This window comes from Lysobacter sp. HDW10 (assembly GCF_011300685.1).
Taxonomy (GTDB): Bacteria; Pseudomonadota; Gammaproteobacteria; order Xanthomonadales; family Xanthomonadaceae; genus Solilutibacter.
In genome coordinates this window covers 240,550-266,790 of sequence record NZ_CP049864.1, presented here as the reverse complement: position 1 = coordinate 266,790, position 26,241 = coordinate 240,550, and the positions used below count along the sequence as shown (strand labels likewise).

Sequence of the window (26,241 nt, the reverse complement as noted above, 5' to 3'; positions counted from 1 at the left end):
ATCTAAATTTCACGCCTTGCACGGGATAAATCTTCGGATTCGGACACGCCTAGTGATTGCTTTGCTATTAAACGACCACACGCGATGAATAAAACTTATGCGCGCTTGGGTACTCTATTCGAATGAACGTTTCGTCACTTTGCACTGCTTCTTCTGCGTAGAAAGTAGGCAACTACGGCAGAAGAAATTGCACAGGCAAGAACAACGTAGCCGCTCTCGGCAATATTCACATGACCGAATCGGAATAGATCAAGTGTGATCTTCACCCCGATCATTACGAAAAAGACAGACAAGAAAATTTTCAAAGTTCGCTCCAGAACAACCAGCGGCTATCTTGCCGGTGATGGGGTCGAATATTCATCACTTGAATCGGGGCCCGTCGCCATGTCTAGCAAACACGCCGCTGATTGGCCAGCGTAGCCGCCCATTATTCCAGCGACGCCACCGATCACCGCTCCTGGGCCGAAAATGGCTCCGCCAACAAAGCCTGCGACACCTGCAGAGATTACCGTGCTCGAGAACGCGTCAAACGTACACTGATTGTAAGCGACATGGTTTGTCCGACTATTCGGCCCAGCTTGTATTCCGCCGCTGACACGCGCTGTTTCTATTGCTGAAGTCATTCTCATTAAAACCTCCCAATATGATTTTGGCGTTCCGATAGTTCGGTGGTGTTGTCGGTAGAAAAATGTTACCTGACGAGAATTTTGGATCATATAGGAAAAGTCCGAATCACTCTTCAGGTGCTACACTGTCTCTTGAAGAACTTCAAAAATGGCTTCGTGCCCTGTCAGTGCACGAGTGCAAATCTTCTTTCCAAAAAACGTGCTGTACTTCAGGCGCATCGTTGAGCTCTGTTTCTCCGTAGAATGGCATTGGAAACCGTCACGGAGAGGGCCTTTCTTGCGATGAAGTTGCCGAGCGTTGTTTACTTGCTCCTGTTACCGTTTATTGTCGCTGTCATTGTCGGCGTGAAGTATTTCAGTCAGGGGTATTTGGGTCGAAATTGGTTCACCGGTGCATGCGTGATTGCGGTGATGGGTCCCGTACTCATTTACCTATTTATGAAGGTCATTACCAAGTTTTCCCGTTGATGCGGTCAAGACCTTAATGAGCCTGACAACAAGAAACAAGAGCGTCGCTGTAGCGATTCCCCACATCAAACCGAACTTGAAAGAAAGTCCAAATTTCCCTGTGTAATTGGGCAGGGAAAAATAGGCAATACCGATCATGATTACTGTGCAAACGGCGAATTGGGTCAAGAAGTTCTTTTTCTGGCTACCGCTGCGTTTGATAAAGTTGGAAAGCAAGCAAGTTGACTAGCTAGAGCGGCTGAGCACACGCCTTGCAACTAGCGTGGAACAAAAAGCGATGGTCGTCGTTGCCAGGATCAACGACACCGTTTGAGACAGGTACATGCGGCTAGCGAAATACACAGCGATTGCCGCGAAGAATGTCGCAAGCAAAAGAACTATCACTCGACTGGTTTGGAAGCGTTTCGTCATAGCTTTCTGGGATGGGGGCATCTAAAGAGAATACCCCCGTTGTGCTTATTCCGTCGCGTAGGAGACAGCTGCGGTGATCGCGAGGCCGAGTGCAAGCGTTCCGGCAGCACCCGCTAGCAGGGGCGCGCCGACGACAGCGAGGCCAACGCCTGCGACCGTGGTGACCCAACAACCCGCAACACTCAATGCGGTGCCGGTCGAGATCTTGCCGCCGTCTACTTCACCTACTTCGATTTCATTCAATTCACGCATGATTAGTCCTTAAAGAATATTGAGAAAGTTCAGCTGTGCATCGCGACTTGGGCGTGATGGTAGAAACACTCACGCGTGGTCAACGATTACCTTTCACGTTTGCGTTGTTCTTCCAACAGACGCTTCAATGCTTCGAACTGGCGCTCTACTTCATTGCGCCAATCGGTTTGCGAAGGTGCGCCATCAGCGCCACCAAACACGTGCGCACATTCAAGTTCGTTCAATTGCTTCATTCCGTCTCTCCGTTGGGCGTGACCTTCGTAGTCTCGCGGTAGGTTTGCTTTTAGCAATGCACCGAGTGTGCTCTTTGAGGATAAGGGCGCATTCGCAATGAAGTCTGTAGGAGAAGTCCGAATCATGACTTGGACGGAGGCAACACTTTCACTTTTAGAGTTTTCTTTTGGTCGATGGATGCAAACCGATTTACGTCTAAAGCCCGCGGATTGTCGCAATACCTTGAGCGCCGTGATATCGGGCAATTTGAATGTCCGCAGGTGTCATTCCGCCGAGTGCGTACGTCGGTAGTGCAGGCGCATAGCCGCGGATATCAAAGAACTTGTCCCAACCTAATGGAGAAGCATCCGGGTGGCTGCGCGTTTGCGCGACGGGCCCGAGCAATGCATATCGACAGCCGAGAGCGTGTGCGCGTTGGAGTTCTTCCGCGTTATGACATGAGGCGCTTAGCGGAAGATCGGGCAGGGCGCGCATATGCAGTTGGGAGGACTTCAAATGGAGGCCGCAGCCGAGTGTGCGTGCAAGATCGACGTCAGCGTTAATGGCAACTTCAGCACCATACTTCCGGCAGAGTTCGACGCCTTGAGTGACCAGCGCGCGCGACGCGGCTAGCGCTTCCTCTGCAGGCACCCCATTCCCCCACGGTCGCAATTGGATCCGCTTCACGCCGGAGGACAACACAGCCTCCAATCGGCCAAGCCAATTAACTGAACCCGTCCCCGTTAATTCCGAATTAACTGTACCTGTCACCGTTAATTGGGGGGTGATCCAGACTTGGTCGGGTTCTAGGAGGTGGGCGATGACGGGGACGTCGGGTGGAGGGACGGCGTATTGGGCGAGCTTGTCGCGGGGGACCCAGGCGAGGGCTTGGCCGTCCAGGCCCTTTGGGGTGCCTGTCCAATGACGGACCCAGCGCACATCAAGCTTGAGTGCTTTGGGGGCGTGCTGGGGGACGACCATCACGGCTTCGTCGATTCGGGCATCGATGCCTAGTTCTTCTTTCAGCTCGCGTGCGAGGGCGGCTTCTGGCGTTTCGCCGGGATCAACTTTTCCGCCTGGGAATTCCCAGTAGCCGGCGAAGTCACGGCCGACCAAACGGCGGGCCATAAGGATGCGGCCTTTCGCGTCGGTTATTAGGGCGGCCATCACGTGGATCATTGGATCATTGCCGTGGGAATGAGTGCATGCATTGATAGGCGTCTTGAGCTCGTGGATCTAGATGCCTCGACAAATTGGTCCAACATCCGAAATTTCCTACAGTCATCTACGTGTAAATCTGACACGCTTTCGTTGCAGCTTAATTCTAAGGTCAGCGACGGCTGATCGTTAGCAATGTGGGTCAACGATTGCAAGAAGCTGCCACCGTAGAAAACTGAGACTTTATGGGCTTTGAGATTCGAAATGGCGGAAAAATCATCAAGCAAGTACTGACAATCCTCTTGATGATTCTCTTGCTCGTGGGCACGGTCTGGCCGACGGGCCTCAATGTACTTCTGCCAGAAAAATGGCACTACGAGACATGGCCCTTAGCGATCAAAGTCGCTGGCTGGTTCATAGTGCTCATAGTCTTTATTTGGGACGCTTTTGGCAGCGGAGGGCGTCGTGGTGACGATGCAAATGCGCGCGACTAATCCTTATTGAATTCAATCGCCGATCATTCACATCATGCGTTTGCTTAAGCCAGATTCTTGTAAAGAATATCCAAGCACTGTGCTGAACGCTGCAGTTGTTCAAACGAAGACGTATTGCTGATCACGTCATCTGCAATACCGAGTCGCTGTTCGCGCGTTGCTTGCGCTGCGATCATTTTGCGGGCCATGTCAGCGTCGGTCTTATCACGTGCCATGAGTCGTTCGGCTTGAACGGACTCAGGCACATCCACTACAGCGATGCGATCCACCCACGGATAGTTCTTGCGGCCACCGCTTTCAGTCAGCAATGGAATAACGGTCACCACATACGACGCAGTAGACGCATTCGCTTGCTCATGCAATCGGGCGCGAATCAACGGATGCAACAAAGCCTCAAGCCACGTCCGCTCTTCACGACTTTCGAATACGCGCTTGCGCAAGGCGGCGCGATCCAGTGTGCCGTTTGAAAGCAAAATATCTTGGCCAAAGTGCGCAGCGATGTCTGCAAGCGCATCAGAACCGGTTTCGACGACTTCGCGCGCGACGACATCGGCATCCAGCAGGTCCGCGCCGAGTGAATTCAAGTATTCTGCGAACGCGGTTTTCCCTGATGCAATGCCGCCCGTCACCGCGACGACGTAGGCGCCCATGTTAGCGCCTGAGGCCCATCGTGTTGTAGTACCAGGCCACGAGCTCGGGTCCCCACATGAAGACAATCCAGCCGGCTACCGCCAAATAAGGGCCGAAAGAGATACGTGTGTCGTAACCGCGTTGCTGCAGCTTCAGCGAAATGGAGCCGAGAACGGCACCCACAAATGACGACAACAGAATGGTCGGAAACAGCCCGGCAGTACCCGTCCATGCGCCTATCGCCGCAAGCAATTTGAAATCACCGCCGCCCAAGCCGTTCTTACCGGTGAACTGTTTGTACAGCCACCACACCAACCACAGCACGACGTAACCCACTGCGGCGCCCATGATGGCCTTCTTGGGCGTGACATACAGTGAGTCGGTCGAAGCGAGTAATCCGAGCCAGAGCAAGGGCAGGGTGATCACATCAGGCAACAGCTGATGCTTGGCATCGATGCCTATCGCCGCGATCAGTGACCACGTCAGCACGAGCGCACCAAAGCCCTGCCAACCGAAGCCAAAACGCCACACGCACACCAGCGACAGCAGCAAGGTTGCGAGTTCAACAAGCGGATATTGCTTTGAAATCGGCGCATGGCAATGACGACACTTGCCGCGCAATGCGATCCAACTCAGCAGCGGAATGTTTTCGTACCAAGACAGTCGTGCTTTGCACTGCGGGCAATGCGAAGGTTCAACAGCGATACCAGGTGGCGCGGGCTCGTAGACCTCGGGGATTTCAAGAATTTCCCGAGCTTCTTTGCGCCATTCCCATTGCATGCGCAAAGGCAAACGCAACACAACGACGTTGATAAAGCTACCGACGCAAGCACCCAAGCCCGCCGCCAAGGCATAGCCCAAGGCGGGCTGGGTATCAAGAAATGCCATGTATCAGCCGACGACGGATGCGAGTTTGAAGATCGGCAAGTACATACCAATCACCATGCTGCCCACCAACACGCCGATGATCACCATCACGAACGGTTCGATCAACGAGGCCAATGCATCGACGGCATTGTTGACTTCTTGTTCGTAGAACTCGGCCACTTTGAACAACATGGTGTCGAGTGCACCTGCTTCTTCACCGATGGCAGTCATCTGAACAACCATGTGTGGGAAGAGGTTGGTTTGTTTCATGGCGGTGTTGACGTTATAGCCCACTGCGACGTCTTCGCGAATGCGATGAACTGCCTCGGTATACACGCTGTTGCCCGTTGCACCGGCCACAGAGTCAAGTGCTTCAACCAATGGCACGCCTGCGGCAAAGGTCACAGCCAAGGTGCGCGAGAACCGTGCGACGGCAGAGTCATTCAAAATCTTGCCAATAATCGGAAGGCGCAATGAAATCCGGTCAATTGCATGCTGCATTGGCACCGAGCGCTTGTAGGCGAATATGAAGCCGGCAATCGCAGCGACCGCGATGAGCAACATAATCCACCAGTAAGCCACCAAGAACTTACTGGCCGCGACAATCATTTTGGTGAATGCCGGAAGCTCTGCACCAAAGCCTTTGAACACTTCTTCAAACTGCGGCACGACGAAAATCAGCAACACGGCACTGACCAAGATCGCAACCACGATAATCATGGCGGGATAGAACAGGGCCTTCTTGATCTTGCCTTTGATGGCCTCGATGTTTTCTTTGTAGGAGGCGATCGTTTCCAGCACGGTTTCGAGCACACCGGCGCTTTCACCTGCGCGCACCAAGTTGCGATAGAGCTCATCGAACTGCACGGGGTGCTTGCTCAGAGAGTCATAGAGCGAGTTACCACCGGAGATGTCATCACGAACTTGATTGACCATCGTGGCCATTCTCGGATTTTTTTGGCCAGACCCAATGATTTCCAAGGACTGCACAATTGGCACGCCGGACTTCATCATGGTGGCCCACATCCGGCTGAAGATCGCGATGTCGAGCGGCTTGATGGCCTTGCCACCTTTGTTGCCGAACATCGACTTACGCTTCATTTTTACGTCAGTCGGGTTGATGCCTTGCTTGCGCAACTCGGCCTTGACCAGATTCAGGCTCTTGCCCGTCTGCTCGCCTTTCATCACGACGCCACGCTTGTCGGTGCCCTTCCAAACGAAGGTGTCCAACTTGTCGGCGCCTGCGGTTCCCCTTACTGCTGTCTTGCTAGCGGCCATGTTCAATCCTTGGTCACGCGGTTGATTTCATTGAGGCTTGTCACCCCGTTTTTCGCTTTCAACAGCGCGGATTTGCGTAGATCGTTTACGCCACTCCGTTCCGCTGCCTCGGCAATTTGCATCGCGTTGCCCCCCTGCAACACGATGGCTTGAATCTCTTCGGTCATAGGCATGACCTGATAAATACCTGTACGCCCCTTGTAACCATCGGTGCAATCCGGGCAACCCTTGGCTTCATACAAAGTGATGCCTTCCGCAACCTCTGCCTCTGTAAACCCCTCGGCAATCAGTGCCGCTTCCGGCAGAGTGACAGGCTGCTTGCAGTCATGCAAGCGCCGCGCGAGGCGCTGAGCGATCACCAAGGTCACGGACGAGGTGATGTTAAAGGGCGCGATGCCCATGTTCATCAAACGCGAGATGGTTTGCGGGGCGTCGTTGGTGTGAAGCGTCGAGAGCACCATGTGACCGGTTTGAGCGGCTTTGACGGCGATTTCCGCGGTTTCCAAGTCACGGATTTCACCGACCATGATGACGTCAGGATCTTGGCGCAAGAAGCTGCGGAGCGCTGCGGCGAAGGTCATGCCGCGTTTGTTGTTCTGTTGGACTTGGTTGATGCCCGCCACACGAATTTCAACCGGGTCTTCCACGGTTGAGATGTTTCGGGTTTCGTCGTTCAAGATATTCAGTGCGGTGTAGAGCGAGACTGTCTTACCCGAGCCGGTGGGGCCCGTAACCAGTACCATTCCGTATGGTTTTTGGATTGCGTCTTCGAAGAGTTTGCGTTGGTCGTCTTCGTAGCCCAGCTTGTCAATGCCCAGTTTGGCGGCGCTGCCATCCAAAAGGCGAAGCACGACCTTTTCACCAAACAGGGTGGGCAAGGTACTGACCCGGAAGTCCATCTGCTTGGTCTTCGAGATATTGAGCTTGATCCGGCCGTCTTGCGGAATACGCTTTTCGGCGATATCGAGTTGGGCCATCACCTTCAGACGCGCCGCGATCCGAGAATGCATCTTGTTGGGGATCGTTGCGACATTCTTCAGCAGGCCGTCGACACGCAGGCGCACTCGGTAGTCGTTCTCGAAGGGTTCAAAGTGGATGTCTGATGCACCGCGGCGAATGGCGTCGATCAATACCTTATTGACGAATTTGACGACGGGCGCATCGTCGCTGCCACCGGCTTCGATGCCTTTGTCGCCACCGTTATCTTCGTCATCACCAGCGGAGACATCAAGGTTGTCGTAGTCTCCGCCATCGCCACCCATCATGGCGTCGAAATTGCCGCCCGATGCGGTTTGCCAGGCCTCGACGGTGCGCTTGATCTGGTCTTCGTCGACCAGAATCATCTCAACACTAAGATTGGTAGTGAACCGGAGGTCTTCTGTCGCGGCGAAGTTTGCCGGATCGGCCGTGCCTACAAAGAGCTTGCCGCCCCTCTTAAACAACGGAATGATGTTGTGCTTATTAATCAGATCTTCTGAAACCAGCTTTAGGGCTGACTGGTTTGGATCCATTGCACTCGGATCGAAGAGCGGGATCCCAAACTCGGCTGAGATGGCGCCCAATACCTGGGGAGAGGTCGCTAGATTGTTCTCAACCAAATAGCGCGCAATCGGCTTGCGCTGTGCGCTGGCGGCCGTCTGCGCCTCGCGCGCGACGTCGGGGTCAATGAGACCATCGATCGCCAAGCGACGCGTGATGCCAGTAATGCCCGTCAGGTTGGTTGCGGCGACACTATTCACTGCCATTCCAAAGTTCGACCCCAGTACAAGAATGTACCGTAAACTCATGTGAATGTAAGCATTTTGGGGTTGCAATGGGGATTTCCATCATCCTTCCGGCGAAGAATGAGGCCGAGGGTTTGGCCATCGTTCTGCCAAAGCTCAAGGTGGCGTGGCCCGATGCAGAAATAATCGTGGTCGATGACGGGTCTACCGACGAAACGAAATCCATCTGCGCCAAAATGGATATTGAAATCCTTTCAAATCCCTACTCAATGGGCAACGGTGCTTCTGTGAAGCGAGGTGCACGCATCGCTAGCGAAGATGTCTTGGTGTTTATGGATGCGGATGCGCAACACGACCCCATTTACATTCAGGCTTTGATCGACAAGCTGAATCAGGGCTACGACATGGTCGTAGGCGCAAGGGATTCGACGGGTCAGGCAAACTTCGGGCGAGGTCTCGCAAATGGTTTTTACAACCGCCTCGCAAGCTGGATGACAGGCCATAGGGTTCTTGATCTGACGTCGGGATTTCGCGCGGTTCGGGCCAGCAAGTTTAGGGAGTTTCTACACTTGCTTCCTAACGGATTTTCCTATCCTACAACGAGCACCATGGCGTTTTTCCGTAGTGCATATTCAGTTGCATACGTAAAGGTACCCGTTGCGAAAAGACTTGGCAAAAGCCATATCCGACCAATCAAGGACGGCATGAGATTTCTATTGATTATTTTCAAAATCGCGACATTGTACTCGCCAGTAAAGCTCTTTGCGCCTGCTTCTATTTTCTTCTTTTTGCTTGGGCTTTGCTATTACGGGTGGACATTCTATTTCGAGCACAGATTTACGAATATGAGTGCACTCCTACTTAGTGCTTCGGTGATCATCTTTCTGATGGGATTGATTTCAGAGCAAATTACAAATTTGACCTATAAGCGTGAGTCATTGGAATAAGCCAGTGAAAAGAGTCAATTCAAAATCCGATCTCGCAGTTAATGGCGCTGAACCAGCATTCGCAGAACTACTGCACGTTGGAAGACCAAATGTCGGGAATAGAGACACATTCTTAGCCAACATAGGTCGAATATTGGACAACAATTGGCTAACAAACAATGGCCCAATGGTTCAAGAGTTCGAGCAAAGAGTTGCCCAGTATTTAGGCGTTGAGCACTGTGTAGCGATGTGCAACGGAACTATCGCTTTAGAAATAGCAATTCGTGCGTTGGGCTTGAATGGTGAAGTAATCGTTCCTTCATGGACTTTTGTCGCTACGGCGCATGCACTTTATTGGCAAGGCATCACACCTGTATTTGCTGACATCGACATGGATACGCATAACCTAGATCCAGATTCCGTGCGGACAATGATCACGCCGAGGACGTCTGGCATTATTGGGGTTCATTTGTGGGGAAGAAGTGCAAATGTAGAGGCGCTTCAATCTGTGGCCGATGAACACGATCTAAAACTAATGTTCGATGCCGCGCACGCATTTGGAAGCAGCTACAAAGGCAAGTCAATCGGACAGTTTGGTGAATGCGAAGTCTTTAGTTTTCATGCAACAAAGGCCTTCAACACAATGGAGGGTGGCGCTGTAACGACAAACAACCATGAGCTTGCAGAAACATTGAGGCTCATGCGGAACTTCGGCTTTAAAGGTTACGACAACGTCATTCACCCTGGAACAAACGGAAAAATGATTGAGGCATGCGCGGCAATGGGCCTGGCAAATATTGCCTCTTTCGACTCTGTGACAGAAGTTAATCGAGCGAATCATGAAGTCTACCGAAGTAATCTCTGCGGTATTCCGGGCCTAAAGGTACTTGAGTTCGATTCTTCGGAAAGAAACAGTCACCATTACATCGTATTGGAGATTAGTGAGGAGTGTGGTGCGTCTAGAGATGAACTGGTAAACATGCTCCATGCTGAGAATGTCTTAGCTAGAAAATACTTCTGGCCAGGCAGTCATAGAATGCAACCTTACAAAGCGCTTTACCCACATTCGGATCTTGTGTTGCCACATACACTGGTGCTCTCCGAGCGGGTCCTAATACTGCCAAATGGACAGCAACTATCAAGCGATGAGATCAGATTAATTTGTAGTTTAATTCGCCAGACAGTGCAATAGACAACTCAGATGTCGTGCGTCGAAGAAAAAATATTCTTGGTCTTCAGTGGCGGGAATGATCGAGCAGTAGTTGCGTTTCTGCGCGCGCTGCACTTGTGTGGAAAACGAGCTGCAATTGTTGCTAGGACGCCCTCTGATCGGATAAGTAGAAGTATATTTCGCAAAGACATCGTTTGGACAAGGCCAACACATGAGCTTTCCATTGAGGTCTTCGAACTATGTGTTGCAAAAGTAAGGCAAAAGTTCCCGTCGGAAATGCTCGTCATTCTGCCTTCAACTGAATACTTGAATCTCTTTCTACTCGAGAATCGAGACCAAATTCAGAGACTCGGTTGTGAAATTCCACTGGTCAGAAAAGAGCTTTATTTGAAGCTTAGTGAGAAGCGTAGTGCAACCGATTTGTTTGAGGCAGAAGGTTTCAGGGTCCCGAAAGAGATTGAATCTACACGGTTGACACCACCGATCGTTGCGAAGCCCAAGTCGAATCGGTCAACAAACGGGGTCTCCAACTACCCTCATCTATTGTTAAATGGGCAAGAGTTGGAAAAGTTCCCCCTTTCAAATCGAGCAAACGACTACTTCTTTCAGGAGTATGTCGTTGGTGAGAGCCACTATTTGATGTTCTACATTTGTAAAAATACAAATGAAGTGTACAAGTGGTCACAACGGAATTTGCTCCAGCAGCAATCAGGAAAGTCAATTCTGTTCGCGGAACCGTCTTTTTTCCACGAATCTGCTGGCGCGGCGGCATTCATTAGCGCACTCAGCCGAAAGGGTTTTCATGGAATTGGCATGATTGAAGTTATTCGCCGTGATGGGGATGACGTCTTTATCGAATTCAATCCAAGAATCTGGGGTCCAATTCAGTTTTGTCTCGACCAACGACAAGAAATACTTCAGGCATTCATTGGTGAGACGCTTACTGGAACGCCGCATGCGTACTTGGACTGCTTGCCATCCTCTAAAAAGAACTACTACTTATGGCTTGGTGGACTACTCGAATCGCTCCTGTCAAGCGGCAGGCTTTCTTGGAAGCAGAATCGCTGGAAACTATTGAGCAAGATAGTTCGCAACATAGGTTGTGATGTCTATTTCAGAAGCGACACAATTCATTGCTTTAGGGTCGAAATTATGTCAAACATCAAGTTGCGGTGGTGGAAATGAACGAACTCAAAGACGTACTTCAAAGTCTTTATTCGGATGCGTCCAAACACTCCTCTTATCAAAGCGTTCCCGATTTTGTTACGAAAGAAATTGGGTACAAAGAAGAGGTAAGGTCAAGCTGGCGAGACGACAGGCCGCGAATGAGCTATCTACTACAAAACCGTGTGCCGGCCAGTGGCGAGCTATGGCTAGATTTTGGTGCGAATACTGGATTCTTCATCTTGAGCCTCGCGAATGAGTTCAGAGATACTGAATTTATCGCGGTCGAAGCCAATCCAAATCATTCCAGTTTTATTGAAAAAATCGCAAAGTACTTCGCACTGGACAACGTCAAGGTCATTCAAAAGTCAGTTGGAATTCGAGATCTTTCCAGTCTCCCAGCGTCTGACTTTTTACTTCACTTAAACGTTTTGCACCATGCTGGCCATGATTTTGACTCTGACGTTTTGGAAGAAAAGGAAAAATTTCGCGACTATGCAGTTTCATATCTAAAGTTGCTTGGCACTAACGCGAAAGAAATGCTATTTCAAGTTGGAAGCAACTGGGGTGGCGACAAGAGCCTTCCAATCGTAGATACGTTTGACGACCTTAAGAAGCTTGAGCTATTTCGCTCAATATTGGGCGATTCGAACTGGTCAGACAAGAAAGTTTCCTTCGCATCGAAAGATTCAAATGGAAGGATTGCTTACGTAGAAAGAAAGGTCGATACCAATCAGCACAGATTTGAATTCTTGGACGTATTCCCAGGCGAGTTCTACAGGCGCCCCTTGTTTCTTTGTGCTTCTAATTGAGCCATTCGGTGATTGCGAGGCTATTGATCGGTGCCTAGGGAGATGAGTGTCGGTAGAGCCAGCGTTAGTCGAGCTTCGCACGCCACTTTCTGGAGCGGCTTGGAGATATCAAGCAAGTACGGCGTTCAATTTGCCGTAACAGTTGTGCTTGCGCGAATACTTGGTCCGAGTGAACTCGGCCTGATGGCAATGCTTGTGGTTTTTACCGCGGTTTCTGCAGTCATCGTCGAAGGAGGGCTCTGTAGTGCACTTATCCAGAAGGCGTCGGCAAACCAGATTCAAGAAACCAGTGTCTTCTGGACTAATATTGGGATTAGCATTCTGATCTCAGGTGCATTATGGGCGTGTGCACCTACGATCTCTAACTTCTACCGTCAACCGCGCCTAGTTGAATTGCTTCATTTGCTCGTTGCCGTGTTGCCGCTCGGCGCCATTGCGGCAGTCCCAAACGCACTACTAGCAAAACGACTAGCTTTTAAGCAGCGTGCATTAGTTGAAGTTATTTCATCAACGGTCTCGGGAGTGCTCGCGCTCTTTCTAGCCATTTATTTTCGAGCTGGCGTGTGGGCACTAGTGTGGCAGGCAGTCTCATGGGCAGCAATCCGAGCCCTATTGCTCTTGGTCTTCGCAGAGTGGCGACCAAGAGGGATCTTTAAGTTGAATTCAGTTCTCGAACTGGTTCCATTTAGTGCTTTCTTGTTGCTCTCGGGTCTGATGAATATGCTTGCTGCTAGATTGCAGCTACTGCTCATTGGGCATCGGTATGAGCCCAGAACATTGGGGATCTACTCAGTTGCTCTCAATACTCAGCAAGCTCCCCTTCAGTTCATGACCAACTTGTTGAACCGAGTTGGACTTCCGATGTTTTCAATCGCTGCGACTGAACCAGAACAAGTCCCTGGGGTGTTTGGAAAATCACTGCGGCTTTCACTTTTCTTTTTTGTACCTTTCATGTTCTGGCTTGCGCTCTCCTCTGAACCTATTGTTAAGCTTCTCTACGGGAATGAGTGGTTGAGGGTTGCACCGATTCTCTCGGTTCTTTGTATCGCTTGCTCAATTTGGCCATTGCACGTCCTGAATCTAGTCGCAACTACCTCAATGGGTAGGAGCGATATATTGCTCAAGCTTGAGGTGTACAAATCGATAATTACAGTAAGTCTGACGATCCTGGCAATTCCCTTCGGCATTCTTGTACTGGCGTGGTCCGTCCTCGTAACAAATCTCTCGTTTGTGTTTTTAAACACGTGGTACTCGAAGCGGCTTCTCGGGTACGGCCTTAGAAAACAGCTTAAGGATCTTATGCCAATAGTCGTACTTGCTGCTGTTGCCACCTTCGCTGCGTACTTCTTTAGATCTTCCTCTGATATCGCTTACTGGAATTTAGTTCTTACGTTTGTGATTGGCGCTCTTGTCTACATCGGTGGAGCCTTTGCTTTTCAACTCGAATCTTTTCGGGAGGTGTGGAGGCTTCTTGAAGGCGCTTTCCGTGCGGTTAGTCGTAAGTTTAGAGTTGTCTCGCGATGAAAAGGCAACGAATTACAGTGTGCGTAGCAACTTACAATCAAGAAGAAACGATTGAGGCCTGCCTCCGGAGCATTCTGGATCAGGAGGTCGATGCAGACGTGGATGTGCTCGTAGGAGACGATGCATCCACGGACAGAACTAGTTTGATCATTAAAGAATTGAATTTGGAATACGGCGTACGTTTGACTCACTTGCGCCGCGAGACTAATCACGGTCCTTATAACAATATGCGGGACCTCATCTTAAAGGCCGAAGGAGATTTCATTGCCAGAGTTGATGGCGATGACTACTGGCTACCGGGCAAGCTTGCTTTGCAAACGGAATTTCTCAACGCAAACGGCGATTGCACAGCTGTATATTCAAATGCGCTGCTAGAAAATAGCTCAGGAGTTAGGATCGGATTTTTCAACGATGTTGGCGATTGGGTCTTTGGGATATCGGAACTGCTGAGTCGTGGAAACTTTCTATGTAATAGCACAGTGCTGTTTCGGGTAGCTTGCAAACGTGCGTGGTCAGACGTATTGACGCCTCAGATCGACTATCGCGCGCACCTTTGGCACGCGAGACATGGAAAGCTTGGCCACATTGGCGAGCCACTCGCGGTGTATCGGGTGGGCTCCACCCAATCAATGGTTCGTACTACAAACAGTCGAGTTCGAGATCTATACTGGGAGGCTATAGAAAGCGTGCCAAGAGAATTGGTCAGTAGATTCGCCGTTGCGATGGGTACGGCAGACTTTCTACGGCGTGTTTTCTTCAAAAGTCTTCATACCATGGATCCTAGACTGGTCTTTTCATGGGCTAGGAGAGTCATTGACGCGGCACCACTCGGAATCATGCTCACCATGCTGCTTTTCTGTGAATCAGTTCTAAGGATGAGCGTAAAGATTGCTCTCGGATACCTGATGTTTCCTTCTACTAAGAAAAAGATTCTCTATTACCGTTAAGCGATGTCTGCATGTTGGTTGTCGGTTCTTCAAAAACGAACAACGCCTCTGTCCTTTACATTGTTCTGGGTTCTCGGACGACGCGTGGGAAGTGGAAGCACAACTACGAATTTTCGAGATGCTATCTTATTTTCGGTAGCCCGTATTTCGAGAGTAAGGTTAGCTTTCTGAGAGACCAGTGAGTCGTCTTGAACCATTGGGCAAGTGTCACTCGTCTGGCCGCCTGCATCCTTGAACGTTCCAGTCTGAGTTCACGGAACTCTTTAAACGGAGAAAGGGCAGCCGGTAGGTAGATTGAGCTAAAAATCTCAAAGTTAGATCTAGCCGTCGCTAAGAGAATACCTTCGAAAATCAAGCAAGTCATATGAATGGCGAGCAATGGCCATACGACAATCGTCGGTGTCAAGATGAACAGTGAGCGCGTCTTATTAATCTCGCTCAAGCGCCTCCTCTTGAAAGTCGTAAGCAACTCAGTCTCTGCTTTATTTCCTCCAAAACTGACACCTTGATGATGTCGATAGAAACTATCCGAGGTCACCCGAATAGTTGCGCCTTGAAGTCTTGCTGCACCACATAAAAAGAGATCTTCACCCACAGATTCAAACCACTCCGGAAACCCATGAAGTGTTTGCCATAGTTCCATCTTGATCCATAGGCACGCTCCGATTACGTACGAAATTTCCGAGCGAGCCCCATCTAAATTCGGCACTGGATTTAGAAAAGGATCTGTTAGGCAGCCTCGATCAACGAGTCGACCAGTCTTCATGTCAATTTGTGGAACGGTCAGAATGCAAGGGTCATGAATGCTCTTCTGACTATTCAATAGCGCGCTGAGAGCGCCTGACGCCAACTCAGCGTCATTGTTAAGTAACAGGAGAAATTCGCCTTTGGCGATGTTGGTCATTCGGTTGTTGGCAACGCAGAAGCCCACATTCTGAGAGGACGAGATAATTCGAACTTGTGGGTAGCATTGCTCAATAATCAGCACCGACGCATCAGTTGATGCATCATCGTGCACAACGATCTCTATGTCTGCGTCTACTTCCTGAGCGAGTACTGAGTCAATACAGTTCTCGAGCAAGTCCTCACCATTATAGTTTGCAATGCAAACTGAGATCTTTGGTCGACTCATGTCAGAGAATTGAATGACATCCATGTTTGAGTTAGACCTTCTTCGAGCGAAGTTGTAGGGCTCCAGCTGAGCTGCTTTTGTGCTGCATCTGAGCTAATCAAGATCGAGTTCACGTCAGCCGGACGAGCTTCCTCATAGATACGCAATAATTTCTCCTGCGCAACTGCTTCAATTTTAGCAAGCAGCTCATTCAATGAAGTCCCCATCCCGCTAGACACGTTAAGGGTAAGAACCTCTTCATCTGGCTGTATCTCTACAGACGCGACGCAAATTCGAACCAAATCGTCGATGTAAAGGTAGTCCCTAATTTGCTCACCGTTGCCCCATATCGTGAGCGCTGCGCTCTTCAGAATGCATTCCATAGCCGTTGGAATAATCGCGAATCCAGACTTTGCAAGCTGTCCAGGGCCGTAAATGTTGGAAGGTCGGAGAACGACTGCTGAGCCGCCATATTGTCTTGCCCACGCCTGGATGAAGTGTTCAGCAGCTGCTTTGCCCGCGCCATGATATGAACGAGGACGAATCTGATCTGATTCACGAGCTGGTACAGATTTCTCCCCGTAAAGGGTCCCTGCAGAAGACAAGTAAATTAGCTTGCAATCGGGCCTACTCTGCATCGCTTCTAAAAGAGCCAGCGTCGGTCTCAGATTTCCATCGATCTGTGGTGTTGCGGAACTACTACCTGGGGTACTAATTGACGACGTATGTATTACGGTCTGACACCGAGTTAAGAGCTCGTTGAAATCTACGGCTTCGTCGAACGTAGAAACCACATTCTCTACTATCACGTTGTCAAAAGTGCATTGCTTTCTGGTGGCCGCGATGACAGGCGTGCCACGCTGAGCCAATGCATTAGTTACGTGCCTGCCAATAAAGCCGCCCGCACCTAACACAAGGACGGCGTCCCTATTAGCATTCATTGATCGCCGACCAAGGTAGTGTAGACGTCAATAAATCGGCGGGCACAATCATCCCAATTTCCAAAGCGTTCCTTGGTCAACTCTCTGGACTGGAGTTGAGTATTCTTGTTGTTCACTGGATCCCCAAAAAATTCCAACGCCTCTATAAGCATAGACTGGTTGTCGCAGATGCGACCTACTGAATTCTTAGAGATTAGGTCTTCGTGAGCGGGTAAGCGCGACGCAATAATAGGTAGTCCTGCAGCCATTGCTTCTAACATGACCTGAGGACGGCCCTCTGAATGGCGGCTCAATGAAATCAGTCCGGTAACTTCTGGAAACCATTTCTCCGCGAGCAACTCAGGCGTAGCGGGGCCATGAAAGTTAACCCATTCTGGGATTGAAATATCCTCATCTTGCAGAGGGCCGACGAGATGAAGTTCCCGCTTTCCATCATTGAAGATGTTTGACCCCCAATCGAACAGGTCTCCAATTTTTCCTTTCGTTATGCGTGATACGCAAAGCCACTTTTCACGATCGCGATCAGGCGACCTCTTTACTTCGTACCATCTGTCATCAATCCCAAAGGGAACGCATTCAACTTTTGCGATGTCGCCAAACGCGGTTCGGAGGGGTTCCACCATCCAGTCTGAGTTTGGGCAGATGACCGTTTTTCTATTGGCGATCCGGTTGCGCAAAGCACGATTAACAAGGGGAAGCTTAAGCAGCTCCATATCCGTACCAAGGACACAAATAACTGCCGGTCGAGAATTGGAGGGAAGTGCCAAGGCGCATTGGAGCCAATTCACGTGATAGACGTTTGTTGATCTGGACTTGAACGCGCGATTCAGTCTTTTTAGCAGGCTCAAAGAAGCAATAAAACCTTCAAAGGGTTTCTTTCGAAGGAGTTGGGCGATTCCGCCCTTGGAATTGAGATCTTTAAGCCAACGGGCGTCGCCGGCCTGCAACGCGCAATTTGCATGTTCGGGGAGTGGGCCGGGTGGGCACCAAGTATGCATTTGCAATTGTGGGCGCGCGCAAAGGCCTTCCAACATTCTAAGGATGAACAGCCCCTTCCAGTCATTTGAATGCTCAGGAAAAGATGTCGAAGTCATCAACACGCTTAGATGCTGTTCGATTTGATTCATGAGTTTGTTCGGACCGAATTTGATTTGAGCTCTTCAACCCAACTGGAATGACCTTGCTTCTCTAGTTCCGAATAGACGCTCTTGACGAATCTTTCGTCTTTTCTTCCTAGATGTACAGACATCTCAAAATACTCAAATGCTTGGGCATCAAGAGATGTCTTCTCAAGAATGAAGAACCCGATCCGCGCATACTGAACGTAGTCCATCGGACTCCTGCGAGTAACTATGTCAATCGCCTTTAAAAGCTTAGATTCCTCGAGTGGAACACCACGTTCTACGGCGCCAATCAGCACCCATACAGTGTAAGTATTTTCAGGACTTGGTGAAACGACTGATATTCGTTGGATGTATCTATCCCAGTCTGCATCAGTAACGTCACCGCGAATTGTCTTGAACAGCACGACATTTGAAAGCGATGATGCTGCATAGCCAATTCTTCCGCCGGTCTCGCAGGCGGATATTGCATTGTCTAGATTTGGATCGTTCGGTCTACTGCCTGCACTCTCGTAAAGCTCAAAGTAATACCCGCACTTTGCGTTCCACGCGCGCGCAGAAAAAGGGGAAACTTTGGTTAGATTTTCTGAGAACGCTCTTGGGTTTCCCCAAATCGAGGTGTTTTTGAGCGTAAACGCACCCAAAATTATGATGACTATCATGGAAACAGCTAACCGAATCGTACGTGGTGTTTGAAACTTGTCAAAAGCCAATACGGTCAGATCAGTCAGAGAAAGGATTGCTCCAATAAGCGCGAAATGGTTTCTGTGCTCGAAAACCAGCTCTAGACCAATTATGTTGCTTGCCACTATGTGGGCGGAGAAATAGAGAAAAATGCCCAAAGCCAGCAATGGCCGTCGATCTTTCATAAGCCAAGCTATACATAGAAGCACAACTACCAGTGCCAGCGATGGAAGTGTTGTTAGTGGTTGAAAGAGTGAACGAGAGATTTCAAAGTTGTCGTAATAGAACGAGAACCGTGACGGTAGAGGCAGAACAATTTGGCCAATATACAAACAAAGGGCACGCCCTTGAGAAAGCAGACGTTCGAAAGAGTTGAAGTTTCTACCTGGATACGAATCAGTTGACCAAAAGTGAGGAACAATCAGAAAAAAGTACAGCAGCAACGCAAATACGGTGCAAAGGAAATAGCCACGCTTCAAGAGCACTTCCAGTCTTGAATTGGACGCCTTGAACTTGAACAAAGTAAGTTCGATGGCCAATGTATAGGCGGGAAGCAACGCGGAGTCTTCTTTGCATGCAATTGCAAGGACCCACAAAAAGACCAGGAGAATTAAATAAAGTCGACTAGGCGCGCCTTCCATTTGGGCGCTACGCATATTTAAGTACGCCCAAAGCGCAAGCACAATAAACAAAGTGCCCATCGTTTGCATGCGTTGAACGATATAGAGCACAGAAGACACTTGAATCGGATGGATTGCCCACAGTAGTGCCATGAGCAATGCCAAAGCAGCGGCCCTTTCACGTGGGAGGTTCGCCGCTAGAAGGGTCTTTCTGAAAAAACCAGTTACCGCGAGAACGGTCAGAAAGTGGATGAAAATATTAGTTTCTTTAAACGCTCTCGGATCGAGACCGGCACGCCAATGGTCAACAGCAAATGTTAACTCGGGAAGAATTCGGTGATAGCCGCTGGGCGCAAAGCTATAGATTGCGTTGGTTAGCGATTCAATACTTAATGATTGAACATGTAAGCCGACGTTGTAAACAATGTTGGGCTTGTCATCAAAGAGAAACTGACCACCCAGTCCGGGTACGAAAACTGCACCAGCTAAAGCAGCAACCAGTAGAGCTGCATAGAAGAAATTTTTGCTAAATGTGCGCACAGGTGCCTAGATCTGCCCAAAGTTAAAGTATGGCAGTCGTTCGGCGTCGAACTAGCTTTTTTGCTACTAGATTCTATGGCAGAAGGTGGCAATTGCCAGTTGCAACATCACATGATGCCTGTTTTGTCCCTGGCTGCTTTGGTGTTCCGAGGACCGTCGTCGTTGAGGCCGTAATGTCGTCTGCTGCTGAGCAAGCCTTGACTGGCGCAGGCCAGACAGTTGCATTCTCAGTAGCCATAGATGCAATCGCCAAGCTAGCGTAGCTTTTCATTTCCGATAGGCATGCCGTCTCGGCGGCTCGTCCTTGGTAGGTCCGGTACATTGGCAGCGCTATTCCGGCAAGGACAGCGATGATCGCAACAACGATCATCAATTCGATCAACGTAAACCCGTTTTGCTTCTTCATTGGATTTCCCCTAGGCTCCACTAAACAAGCAGGTACCGTGCCAAAAAAACAACCCCGCAGATGCGGGGTTGTTTCAAAGCTTCAAAATTACCGACCTATTATGGTCGAAATTTGAATTACAGCAGGCGGCAAGAACCGCTACCGCCGTCGCAACGGGTGTTTTGCTTCACGGATGCATTGCCCTTGGTGCGAGCGTTGAACGTGATCGATGCGTTGGTGCTGTAGTTCGACGGAGCGGTCGAAACAGTCGTGGTCGCGTCGCAAGCTTTCGGGGTGTAAGCGTCAGCTGTACGGTCATCGGCCCAGTTTGCAACTGCGGTGCTCATCCAAGCCTTGCCTTCAGCCATACAGGCCGAGTTAGCCGAACGCTGCGTGTAGTTACGGTATTGCGGCAAAGCAATAGCGGCCAAGATTGCAATGATCGCAACAACGATCATCAATTCGATAAGGGTAAAGCCTTGTTGCTTGTTCATAGTGTTCTTCCTAGCTAGAAGGTTTGATTTTCACGTACCCCGTTGCCGGTGAATCCGGTCCGTGGGTGCCGTGCTACGGTGCACGTGCATTACTGGTAAAGCAGAGGCCGTGCCAAGTGAGGCGCCGACCGTCAATCAACCACTTACGCCATCCCCGCGTAGGATTCCCCTGAATCCCCTGACGCACCCCTGGTCCCAAAGTGACCCTAAGCGTCACATTCAGCCGAGATTTAATCAAGCATTACCTTGAGCGATTTTGAGACCGCGCTCCCATTCTAAGAAATTTTCTGAAATCGCGGCGGTCTAAAAATCCAAAAACTCAGTCCAAACCCAGCTTTTTAAGCTTGTAACGCAATGCGCGGAAGGTGATACCCAGCTGCGCAGCTGTCTTGGTCTTGTTATAGCGGTTTTCCAGTAGGGCGCTCTCAATGGCTTGCTTTTCGAGCTGCTCCAGCGCCTCGGGCAGGGCCCCTGTGGGCGTTCCCACGCTTTGCGGGGCGATAGGTGCATCGAATGCGCGCTCTTGAGGCGAGTCAGGCGCCGCTGTCTCAGTGGGCACTGATACAGCCGGAGGCGCCACTTTTGGCAGGTTGAGGTCTTCCGGATAGATCGCCTGACCATCCGAAAGCGTCATCGCGCGCTCAAGAATATTTTCCAGCTCACGCACATTGCCTGGGAAGGGGTAGGCATGCAATGCATCGAGTGCTTCATTGCTGATCTTCGTGTTCGGCATCTGATGGCGCTCAGACAACTTGGCCAAGATCATTGTGGTCAAGGTGCCGATATCTTCAACGCGCTCACGCAAAGGCGGCACGCGCAGTTCGATCACATTGATGCGGTAATACAAGTCGTGGCGAAATTTACCTTCGTCCACCAGCGCAGAAAGATCCTTGTGGGTCGCCGAAATGAGCCGAATGTCGACGCCTTCTTCCGCTTGGCCGCCAACAGGACGCACCGATTTCTCTTGAATCGCTCGCAGCAACTTCACCTGCATCGACAACGGCAATTCGGCAACTTCATCTAAAAACAACGAGCCACCATTAGCTGCTTGGAACAGGCCTTGTTTGTCTGCGTGGGCACCGGTGAAGCTGCCTTTCTTGTGGCCGAAGAATTCGCTTTCCATCAGCTCTGGCGGAATCGCGCCGCAGTTGACGGGCACAAAGGGGCCATCCGCGCGCGGGGAATGGTCATGAATACTGCGTGCGGCCAGCTCTTTACCGGCGCCGGATTCACCCAAGATGTAAACAGGCGCCTGACTACGCGCGACTTTGCCAATCGTTTGGCGCAATTGCGCCATGGCAGGCGAGTCGCCGTGCATGCGCTTTTCAGGTTCGGGGGCTTTGGGGGCGAGCTTGCGTTCTGTACGCAGGTCCAGCGCGTGCTGCACCAAATTGCGCAACACCTTCAAATCGACAGGTTTGGCGACGAAGTCGAAGGCGCCAAGCTTAAGGGCTTCAACCGCAGCCTCTACATTGCCAAAGGCGGTCAACATGGCCACCGGCATTTCGGGGTATTTGTCTGCAATGTGCGACAGCAGCTCCAAACCGGAGCCGTCCGGCAGGCGCATATCGGTCAAGCAGAAATCGAACTTCGCATTGGCCAGCTGGCTTTTGGCCATTCCGAGCGTCGCTGCGGTCTCCACGCGCAAACCCATGCGCGTGAGCGTCAGAACCAGCAGTTCCCGGATATCTCGTTCGTCATCAACGACTAGCGCACAGCGGTCTTCGGACATTCTGAACCATCAATCCATTGAGTCACACCATGATACCGCGCCGCGCTTCATGTCTTGCGTAAAGCTAATGAATCCGGCAAGGAAAGTTCGAACACGCTGCCAACGCCCGTGCGTTTGTAGCGCAGGTCGCCGCCATTGCTACGCGCCAGTTCACGGGCGATATGCAAGCCCAAACCGGTGCCGTGCGGCGACGTGGTGTGGAAGGGGCGGAACAGTTGGACTTGGTCCTTATCGCTGATACCAGGCCCTTGATCGATCACCGACAGCATGGGTGTGTTTCCGGCCATAAATGCGCGGATCGTCATCTTGGCAGGCTCGCCCGGTTTGCGGCCGTAGTAGCGTGCGTTACTGATCAAGACCTGCAGAATCTGGTGGATGTGTCTTGGGTCGGCCATCGCCATCGGATTCACCGTGGCATCGACTTTCAATACATCGGCATCCAACGGATAACTGCGCACATATTCTTCTGCGAATTCTTTTGCGATGTCGCCCAGTTGAACGGGTTCAGGCAACGCGCGTTCTCTGCGCGCCAAGCCCAAGACACTTTCGATAATTCCGTTCACGCGCGTGACTTGCTGCCGAACAATTTCGAGCATCTTGCGATCCATCACTGAAAGGTCGCGGGATTCTTCGAGGAGTTGTGTGGAGTAGCTGATAGCTGAAAGCGGGTTACGAATTTCGTGTGCGAGGCTTGCAGAAAAACGACCCAACGCAGAGAGCGTAATGCCTTCTGCGCGACGCGATGCGATTGTGGTGTCGTCCAAAAAAATCACCACGTCGTCTTCGCTGTCTGCATGCAAACGCAGGAATTTAGGCACGATTTCAAGCTGATCGGGTCCCATCCGGATGGGGCCATAGTTGTCGCTCTCTTGAAACTTCACTGTGGGGTACTGACGCCACAGCTCGAGTCGATCTGAAAGATTTGGCGCGGAAAGTGCGAGTGCGCGCAGCCCTTCGCCGGCTTGCCCAAGCAGTGCAATCGCGGCTTCATTCGCCAATTGGATATAGCCGTCACCATCGACAATGATCACGCCGGTGGGCATGCGGCGAATGATCACTTCATTGATTGCTGCGAGATCGCGCGCTTCTTCACTGAAGACTTTTGCGACTTCTTCAGACTTGACCACACGCCGTGCCAGTGAGTTGGCAAACAGCGCAGTCGCGATGAACGCAGCGGCGAAAACAAAAGATTCCGCGATCGGACGAACCGCATATTCGGATCCGATCGCTTGATTGATGACGCCTTGCAAGATGAATGTCGCGCCCGCCAAGGCGGCGGTCGCAAGACCAAATGTCATGGAGACAAGTAGCGAGCTTGCAGCCACGTTCAACAACAACATGATCGCGATGATGGGAGACGCATCGGGCAAGATGCGAATCGCTGCGTTCGCAAAGAAGATGTCGATGACCGTGCCGATGGCAACCTGCGTGACGACCTTTACGTTGCTGCGGGTAACGCCCAACATCACCAACGAGAAAAGCAAATAGGCGATGCAGATCCACGGGCCGATGAAGTCGTGGCGGGTTTCGCCAAACCAACCTTGGCCCGGCCCGACCACCACCCAACTGACCATCCCGGCCTGAAACGCGCGAAAGACGCTGTAGGCGAACAGCTCCTGGCGGTTGGCATCAAGGGCAAAGCGCGAGCTGGGGAAGAGTTTGATCACATGGACGTGCTGAGTGGACTCCTTATAAATATATAGGTGTCTGGGGGTGAGGTGCCTGTCAGGCCCCGATTTGCCGCGCCGCGTCATTTTTTGAGACAATACCGCGCGGCGTTCGGCCGCCCGATCCTCGGGCACTCTGCCGACGCATGCTTCCTTCTTACATTCGGTGAGCCATGAATTTCCACGAATATCAGGCAAAACAACTGTTTGCCGACTACGGCATTGCAGTTCCCGTGGGCAAAGTCGCCCATTCCCCTGACGAGGCCGTTACGGTCGCCAAAGAAATCGGTGGTGATTTCTGGGTCGTCAAAGCGCAGATTCACGCGGGTGGCCGCGGCAAGGCCGGCGGCGTCAAGCTTGCCAAGACCTTGGACGAAGTACGCGAATACGCCAAAAACATGCTCGGCACCAAGATGGCGACGTATCAAACCGCCGGTGTGGAGCTGCCGATCGACGCAGTCTTGGTGACCCAAGCCACCAATATCGACAAAGAACTCTATTTGTCGGTCCTCGTAGATCGCGCGACCCAAACCGTCACCTTCATTGCTTCGGCTGAAGGCGGTATGGACATCGAACAAGTGGCTGAAGAAAAGCCTGAAGCGATCAAGTCCTTGCACGTGAACTTTGTGGAAGGCTTGCAGCCTTACCAAACGCGTGACCTCGGCTTTGCGCTCGGCATGAACGCCAAGCAAGTGGGTCAGCTGTCGAAGATCATGTTGGGCTTGTTCAAGCTCTTCAACGAAAAAGACTTGGCCCTGGTTGAGCTGAACCCGCTCGCCATTCTCGACGACGGCAACTTGGCCGTGCTCGACGGCAAGATCGATTCTGACGACAACGCGTCGTTCCGTCATGCTGACCTCGTCGCCATGCGCGACACGCGTCAAGAAGACGAAACCGAAGTGTTGGCGTCGAAGTACGACCTCAACTACGTGACCATGGACGGCAACATCGGCTGCATGGTGAACGGTGCAGGTCTCGCCATGGCCACCATGGACGTCATCAAGTTGAACGGTGGTGAGCCGGCCAACTTCCTCGACGTCGGCGGTGGCGCGAACAAAGAAAAAGTGACCGAAGCGTTCAAGTTGATCTTGCGTTCGCCGACCGTCAAAGCCATTTTCGTCAACATCTTCGGCGGCATCGTTCGTTGCGACATGATTGCGGAAGGCATCATCGCTGCAGTGAAAGAAGTCGGCGTCAAAGTGCCGGTGATCGTGCGTCTTGAAGGCACCAATGTGGATGCCGGTAAAGAACTCTTGAAGAACTCGGGCTTGGCCATCATTCCGGCCGATGACATCAACGACGGCGCGAAGAAGGCGGTTGAAGCCGTCAAAGGAAGCAACTAATGGCTGTTCTGATTAACAAGAATACGAAAGTGCTGGTGCAAGGTTTCACTGGCTCGCAAGGCACTTTCCACGCGCAACAAATGCTCGACTACGGCACCAAAGTCGTCGGTGGCGTGACTCCGGGTAAGGGTGGCACTGAACATCTCGGCTTGCCGGTGTTCAACTCGATGGCGGATGCCGTTGCAGCTACCGGTGCAGATGCTTCGGTCATCTACGTGCCGCCGCCGTTCGCCGCGGATTCCATCATGGAAGCCGCCGCTGCCGGTATCAAAGTGATCGTGTGCATCACCGAAGGTATTCCGGTGCTCGACATGATGCGCGTCAAGAATGTCTTGAAGCAGTATCCGGATGCACGCTTGATTGGTCCGAACTGCCCGGGCGTGATTACGCCTGGCGAATGCAAGATCGGCATCATGCCGGGTCATATCCACATGCCGGGCAAAGTGGGCATCGTGTCGCGTTCGGGCACCTTGACCTATGAAGCCGTGAAGCAAACAACCGACGCAGGTTTGGGTCAGTCGACCTGTATCGGTATCGGTGGTGATCCGATCAACGGCACCAACTTCATCGACGCGTTGAAGTTGTTCCAAGAAGATCCGCAAACCGAAGGCATCATCATGGTTGGCGAAATCGGCGGTTCGGCTGAAGAAGAAGCGGCCGAATACATCGCCAAGTTCGTCACCAAGCCAGTCGTCGGCTTCATCGCCGGTGCATCAGCACCGAAGGGCAAGCGCATGGGCCACGCAGGTGCGATTGCTTCGGGTGGTTCGGGCACTGCTGAAGGCAAGTTTGCGGCGATGGAAAAAGCAGGTGTCACAACTGTGAAGTCACCTGGTGATTTGGGCGCAGCGATTGCCAAGCGTCTCGCCAGGTAAACGACGCCCTAAGCATCGCTTGGTGTTGTCACTCAACGGGCCCGCTTGCGGGCCCGTTTGTTT

General features: G+C 51.4%; 25 protein-coding genes. 10 read left to right on the top strand and 15 right to left on the bottom strand.

From position 1 onward, the window contains the following. Positions 1-908 precede the first annotated feature (908 nt). Positions 909-1,094 (top strand): hypothetical protein, encoded by a 186-nt coding sequence (locus G7069_RS01300; RefSeq protein ID WP_205758730.1) that lies wholly within the window; start codon positions 909-911, stop codon positions 1,092-1,094. A gap of 456 nt (positions 1,095-1,550) precedes the next feature. Here G7069_RS01300 and G7069_RS01295 read toward each other — a convergent pair whose 3' ends face one another. From G7069_RS01295 to G7069_RS01285, 3 genes are all read right to left on the bottom strand, one after another. Continuing rightward, positions 1,551-1,757, bottom strand: a complete 207-nt coding sequence (locus tag G7069_RS01295; RefSeq protein ID WP_166293488.1) for a hypothetical protein — start codon at positions 1,755-1,757, stop codon at positions 1,551-1,553. Between the two features lie 86 nt (positions 1,758-1,843). Further along, positions 1,844-1,990: a hypothetical protein gene (locus G7069_RS01290; RefSeq protein ID WP_166293486.1), complete on the bottom strand. Its 147-nt coding sequence runs from the start codon at positions 1,988-1,990 to the stop codon at positions 1,844-1,846. A gap of 196 nt (positions 1,991-2,186) precedes the next feature. Next, positions 2,187-3,137 carry a Nudix family hydrolase gene (locus G7069_RS01285; RefSeq protein ID WP_166293484.1) on the bottom strand — a complete coding sequence of 317 codons (951 nt, stop codon included), beginning with the start codon at positions 3,135-3,137 and terminating at the stop codon, positions 2,187-2,189. 236 nt (positions 3,138-3,373) lie between these two features. Here G7069_RS01285 and G7069_RS01280 point away from each other — a divergent pair, with 236 nt between their 5' ends. Further along, positions 3,374-3,622 carry a hypothetical protein gene (locus G7069_RS01280; protein ID WP_166293482.1) on the top strand — a complete coding sequence of 83 codons (249 nt, stop codon included), beginning with the start codon at positions 3,374-3,376 and terminating at the stop codon, positions 3,620-3,622. Between the two features lie 44 nt (positions 3,623-3,666). Here the strand turns inward: G7069_RS01280 and coaE are convergent, their stop codons facing one another. Genes coaE through pilB form a run of 4 tightly spaced genes read right to left on the bottom strand, consistent with a single transcriptional unit; the run spans position 3,667 to position 8,142 of the window. Then, on the bottom strand, positions 3,667-4,272 hold the full coding sequence (gene coaE, locus G7069_RS01275) for a dephospho-CoA kinase (protein WP_166293480.1): 606 nt from the start codon (positions 4,270-4,272) through the stop codon (positions 3,667-3,669). 1 nt (position 4,273) lies between these two features. Next, positions 4,274-5,140, bottom strand: coding sequence for an A24 family peptidase (locus G7069_RS01270; protein WP_166293478.1), 867 nt, complete (start codon positions 5,138-5,140; stop codon positions 4,274-4,276). A 3-nt stretch (positions 5,141-5,143) separates the two neighbouring features. Then, positions 5,144-6,397, bottom strand: a complete 1,254-nt coding sequence (locus G7069_RS01265; RefSeq protein ID WP_166293476.1) for a type II secretion system F family protein — start codon at positions 6,395-6,397, stop codon at positions 5,144-5,146. 2 nt (positions 6,398-6,399) lie between these two features. Further along, the gene (gene pilB, locus G7069_RS01260) at positions 6,400-8,142 is read right to left on the bottom strand and encodes a type IV-A pilus assembly ATPase PilB (RefSeq protein WP_205758729.1); all 1,743 of its coding nucleotides are present in this window, start codon (positions 8,140-8,142) and stop codon (positions 6,400-6,402) included. Positions 8,143-8,210: 68 nt separating this feature from the next. On the opposite strand from pilB, the gene G7069_RS01255 reads away from it, so the two are divergent. From G7069_RS01255 to G7069_RS01230, 6 genes are all read left to right on the top strand, one after another. Next, entirely contained in the window at positions 8,211-9,068 is an 858-nt protein-coding gene (locus G7069_RS01255; protein WP_166293474.1) for a glycosyltransferase family 2 protein, read from the top strand. Between the two features lie 4 nt (positions 9,069-9,072). Continuing rightward, on the top strand, positions 9,073-10,239 hold the full coding sequence (locus tag G7069_RS01250) for a DegT/DnrJ/EryC1/StrS family aminotransferase (protein ID WP_166293472.1): 1,167 nt from the start codon (positions 9,073-9,075) through the stop codon (positions 10,237-10,239). 255 nt (positions 10,240-10,494) lie between these two features. Further along, the gene (locus G7069_RS01245; protein ID WP_166293470.1) at positions 10,495-11,403 is read left to right on the top strand and encodes a hypothetical protein; all 909 of its coding nucleotides are present in this window, start codon (positions 10,495-10,497) and stop codon (positions 11,401-11,403) included. Continuing rightward, complete coding sequence (locus G7069_RS01240) at positions 11,400-12,194, top strand: class I SAM-dependent methyltransferase (RefSeq protein ID WP_166293468.1); 795 nt, start codon at positions 11,400-11,402, stop codon at positions 12,192-12,194. Before G7069_RS01245 ends, G7069_RS01240 begins: the two co-directional genes overlap by 4 nt. Positions 12,195-12,236: 42 nt before the next feature. Next, positions 12,237-13,718, top strand: coding sequence for a lipopolysaccharide biosynthesis protein (locus tag G7069_RS01235; RefSeq protein ID WP_240912600.1), 1,482 nt, complete (start codon positions 12,237-12,239; stop codon positions 13,716-13,718). Next, on the top strand, positions 13,715-14,665 hold the full coding sequence (locus tag G7069_RS01230; RefSeq protein ID WP_166293464.1) for a glycosyltransferase: 951 nt from the start codon (positions 13,715-13,717) through the stop codon (positions 14,663-14,665). The genes G7069_RS01235 and G7069_RS01230 overlap by 4 nt, the downstream gene beginning before the upstream one ends. A 121-nt stretch (positions 14,666-14,786) precedes the next feature. Here the strand turns inward: G7069_RS01230 and G7069_RS01225 are convergent, their stop codons facing one another. The 8 genes from G7069_RS01225 to G7069_RS01190 form a co-directional block, all read right to left on the bottom strand. After that, positions 14,787-15,821 (bottom strand): glycosyltransferase family 2 protein, encoded by a 1,035-nt coding sequence (locus tag G7069_RS01225; RefSeq protein ID WP_166293462.1) that lies wholly within the window; start codon positions 15,819-15,821, stop codon positions 14,787-14,789. Further along, the gene (locus tag G7069_RS01220; RefSeq protein ID WP_166293459.1) at positions 15,794-16,717 is read right to left on the bottom strand and encodes an NAD-dependent epimerase/dehydratase family protein; all 924 of its coding nucleotides are present in this window, start codon (positions 16,715-16,717) and stop codon (positions 15,794-15,796) included. The genes G7069_RS01225 and G7069_RS01220 overlap by 28 nt, the downstream gene beginning before the upstream one ends. Further along, positions 16,714-17,844 carry a glycosyltransferase family 4 protein gene (locus G7069_RS01215; RefSeq protein WP_166293457.1) on the bottom strand — a complete coding sequence of 377 codons (1,131 nt, stop codon included), beginning with the start codon at positions 17,842-17,844 and terminating at the stop codon, positions 16,714-16,716. The genes G7069_RS01220 and G7069_RS01215 overlap by 4 nt, the downstream gene beginning before the upstream one ends. Next, positions 17,841-19,682 (bottom strand): hypothetical protein, encoded by a 1,842-nt coding sequence (locus tag G7069_RS01210; protein ID WP_166293455.1) that lies wholly within the window; start codon positions 19,680-19,682, stop codon positions 17,841-17,843. The genes G7069_RS01215 and G7069_RS01210 overlap by 4 nt, the downstream gene beginning before the upstream one ends. 73 nt (positions 19,683-19,755) lie before the next feature. Next, positions 19,756-20,088 (bottom strand): prepilin-type N-terminal cleavage/methylation domain-containing protein, encoded by a 333-nt coding sequence (locus G7069_RS10740; protein WP_166293453.1) that lies wholly within the window; start codon positions 20,086-20,088, stop codon positions 19,756-19,758. 116 nt (positions 20,089-20,204) lie between these two features. Continuing rightward, positions 20,205-20,561 carry a prepilin-type N-terminal cleavage/methylation domain-containing protein gene (locus G7069_RS10735; protein WP_166293451.1) on the bottom strand — a complete coding sequence of 119 codons (357 nt, stop codon included), beginning with the start codon at positions 20,559-20,561 and terminating at the stop codon, positions 20,205-20,207. A 319-nt stretch (positions 20,562-20,880) separates the two neighbouring features. Next, the gene (locus G7069_RS01195; RefSeq protein WP_166293449.1) at positions 20,881-22,293 is read right to left on the bottom strand and encodes a sigma-54 dependent transcriptional regulator; all 1,413 of its coding nucleotides are present in this window, start codon (positions 22,291-22,293) and stop codon (positions 20,881-20,883) included. Between the two features lie 47 nt (positions 22,294-22,340). Continuing rightward, the gene (locus G7069_RS01190; protein ID WP_166293447.1) at positions 22,341-23,960 is read right to left on the bottom strand and encodes an ATP-binding protein; all 1,620 of its coding nucleotides are present in this window, start codon (positions 23,958-23,960) and stop codon (positions 22,341-22,343) included. Positions 23,961-24,133: 173 nt separating this feature from the next. On the opposite strand from G7069_RS01190, the gene sucC reads away from it, so the two are divergent. Together sucC and sucD are read left to right on the top strand one after the other, a co-directional pair. Then, on the top strand, positions 24,134-25,303 hold the full coding sequence (sucC, locus tag G7069_RS01185) for an ADP-forming succinate--CoA ligase subunit beta (RefSeq protein ID WP_166293445.1): 1,170 nt from the start codon (positions 24,134-24,136) through the stop codon (positions 25,301-25,303). Further along, positions 25,303-26,178: a succinate--CoA ligase subunit alpha gene (gene sucD / locus G7069_RS01180; RefSeq protein WP_166293443.1), complete on the top strand. Its 876-nt coding sequence runs from the start codon at positions 25,303-25,305 to the stop codon at positions 26,176-26,178. Before sucC ends, sucD begins: the two co-directional genes overlap by 1 nt. Positions 26,179-26,241 lie beyond the last annotated feature (63 nt).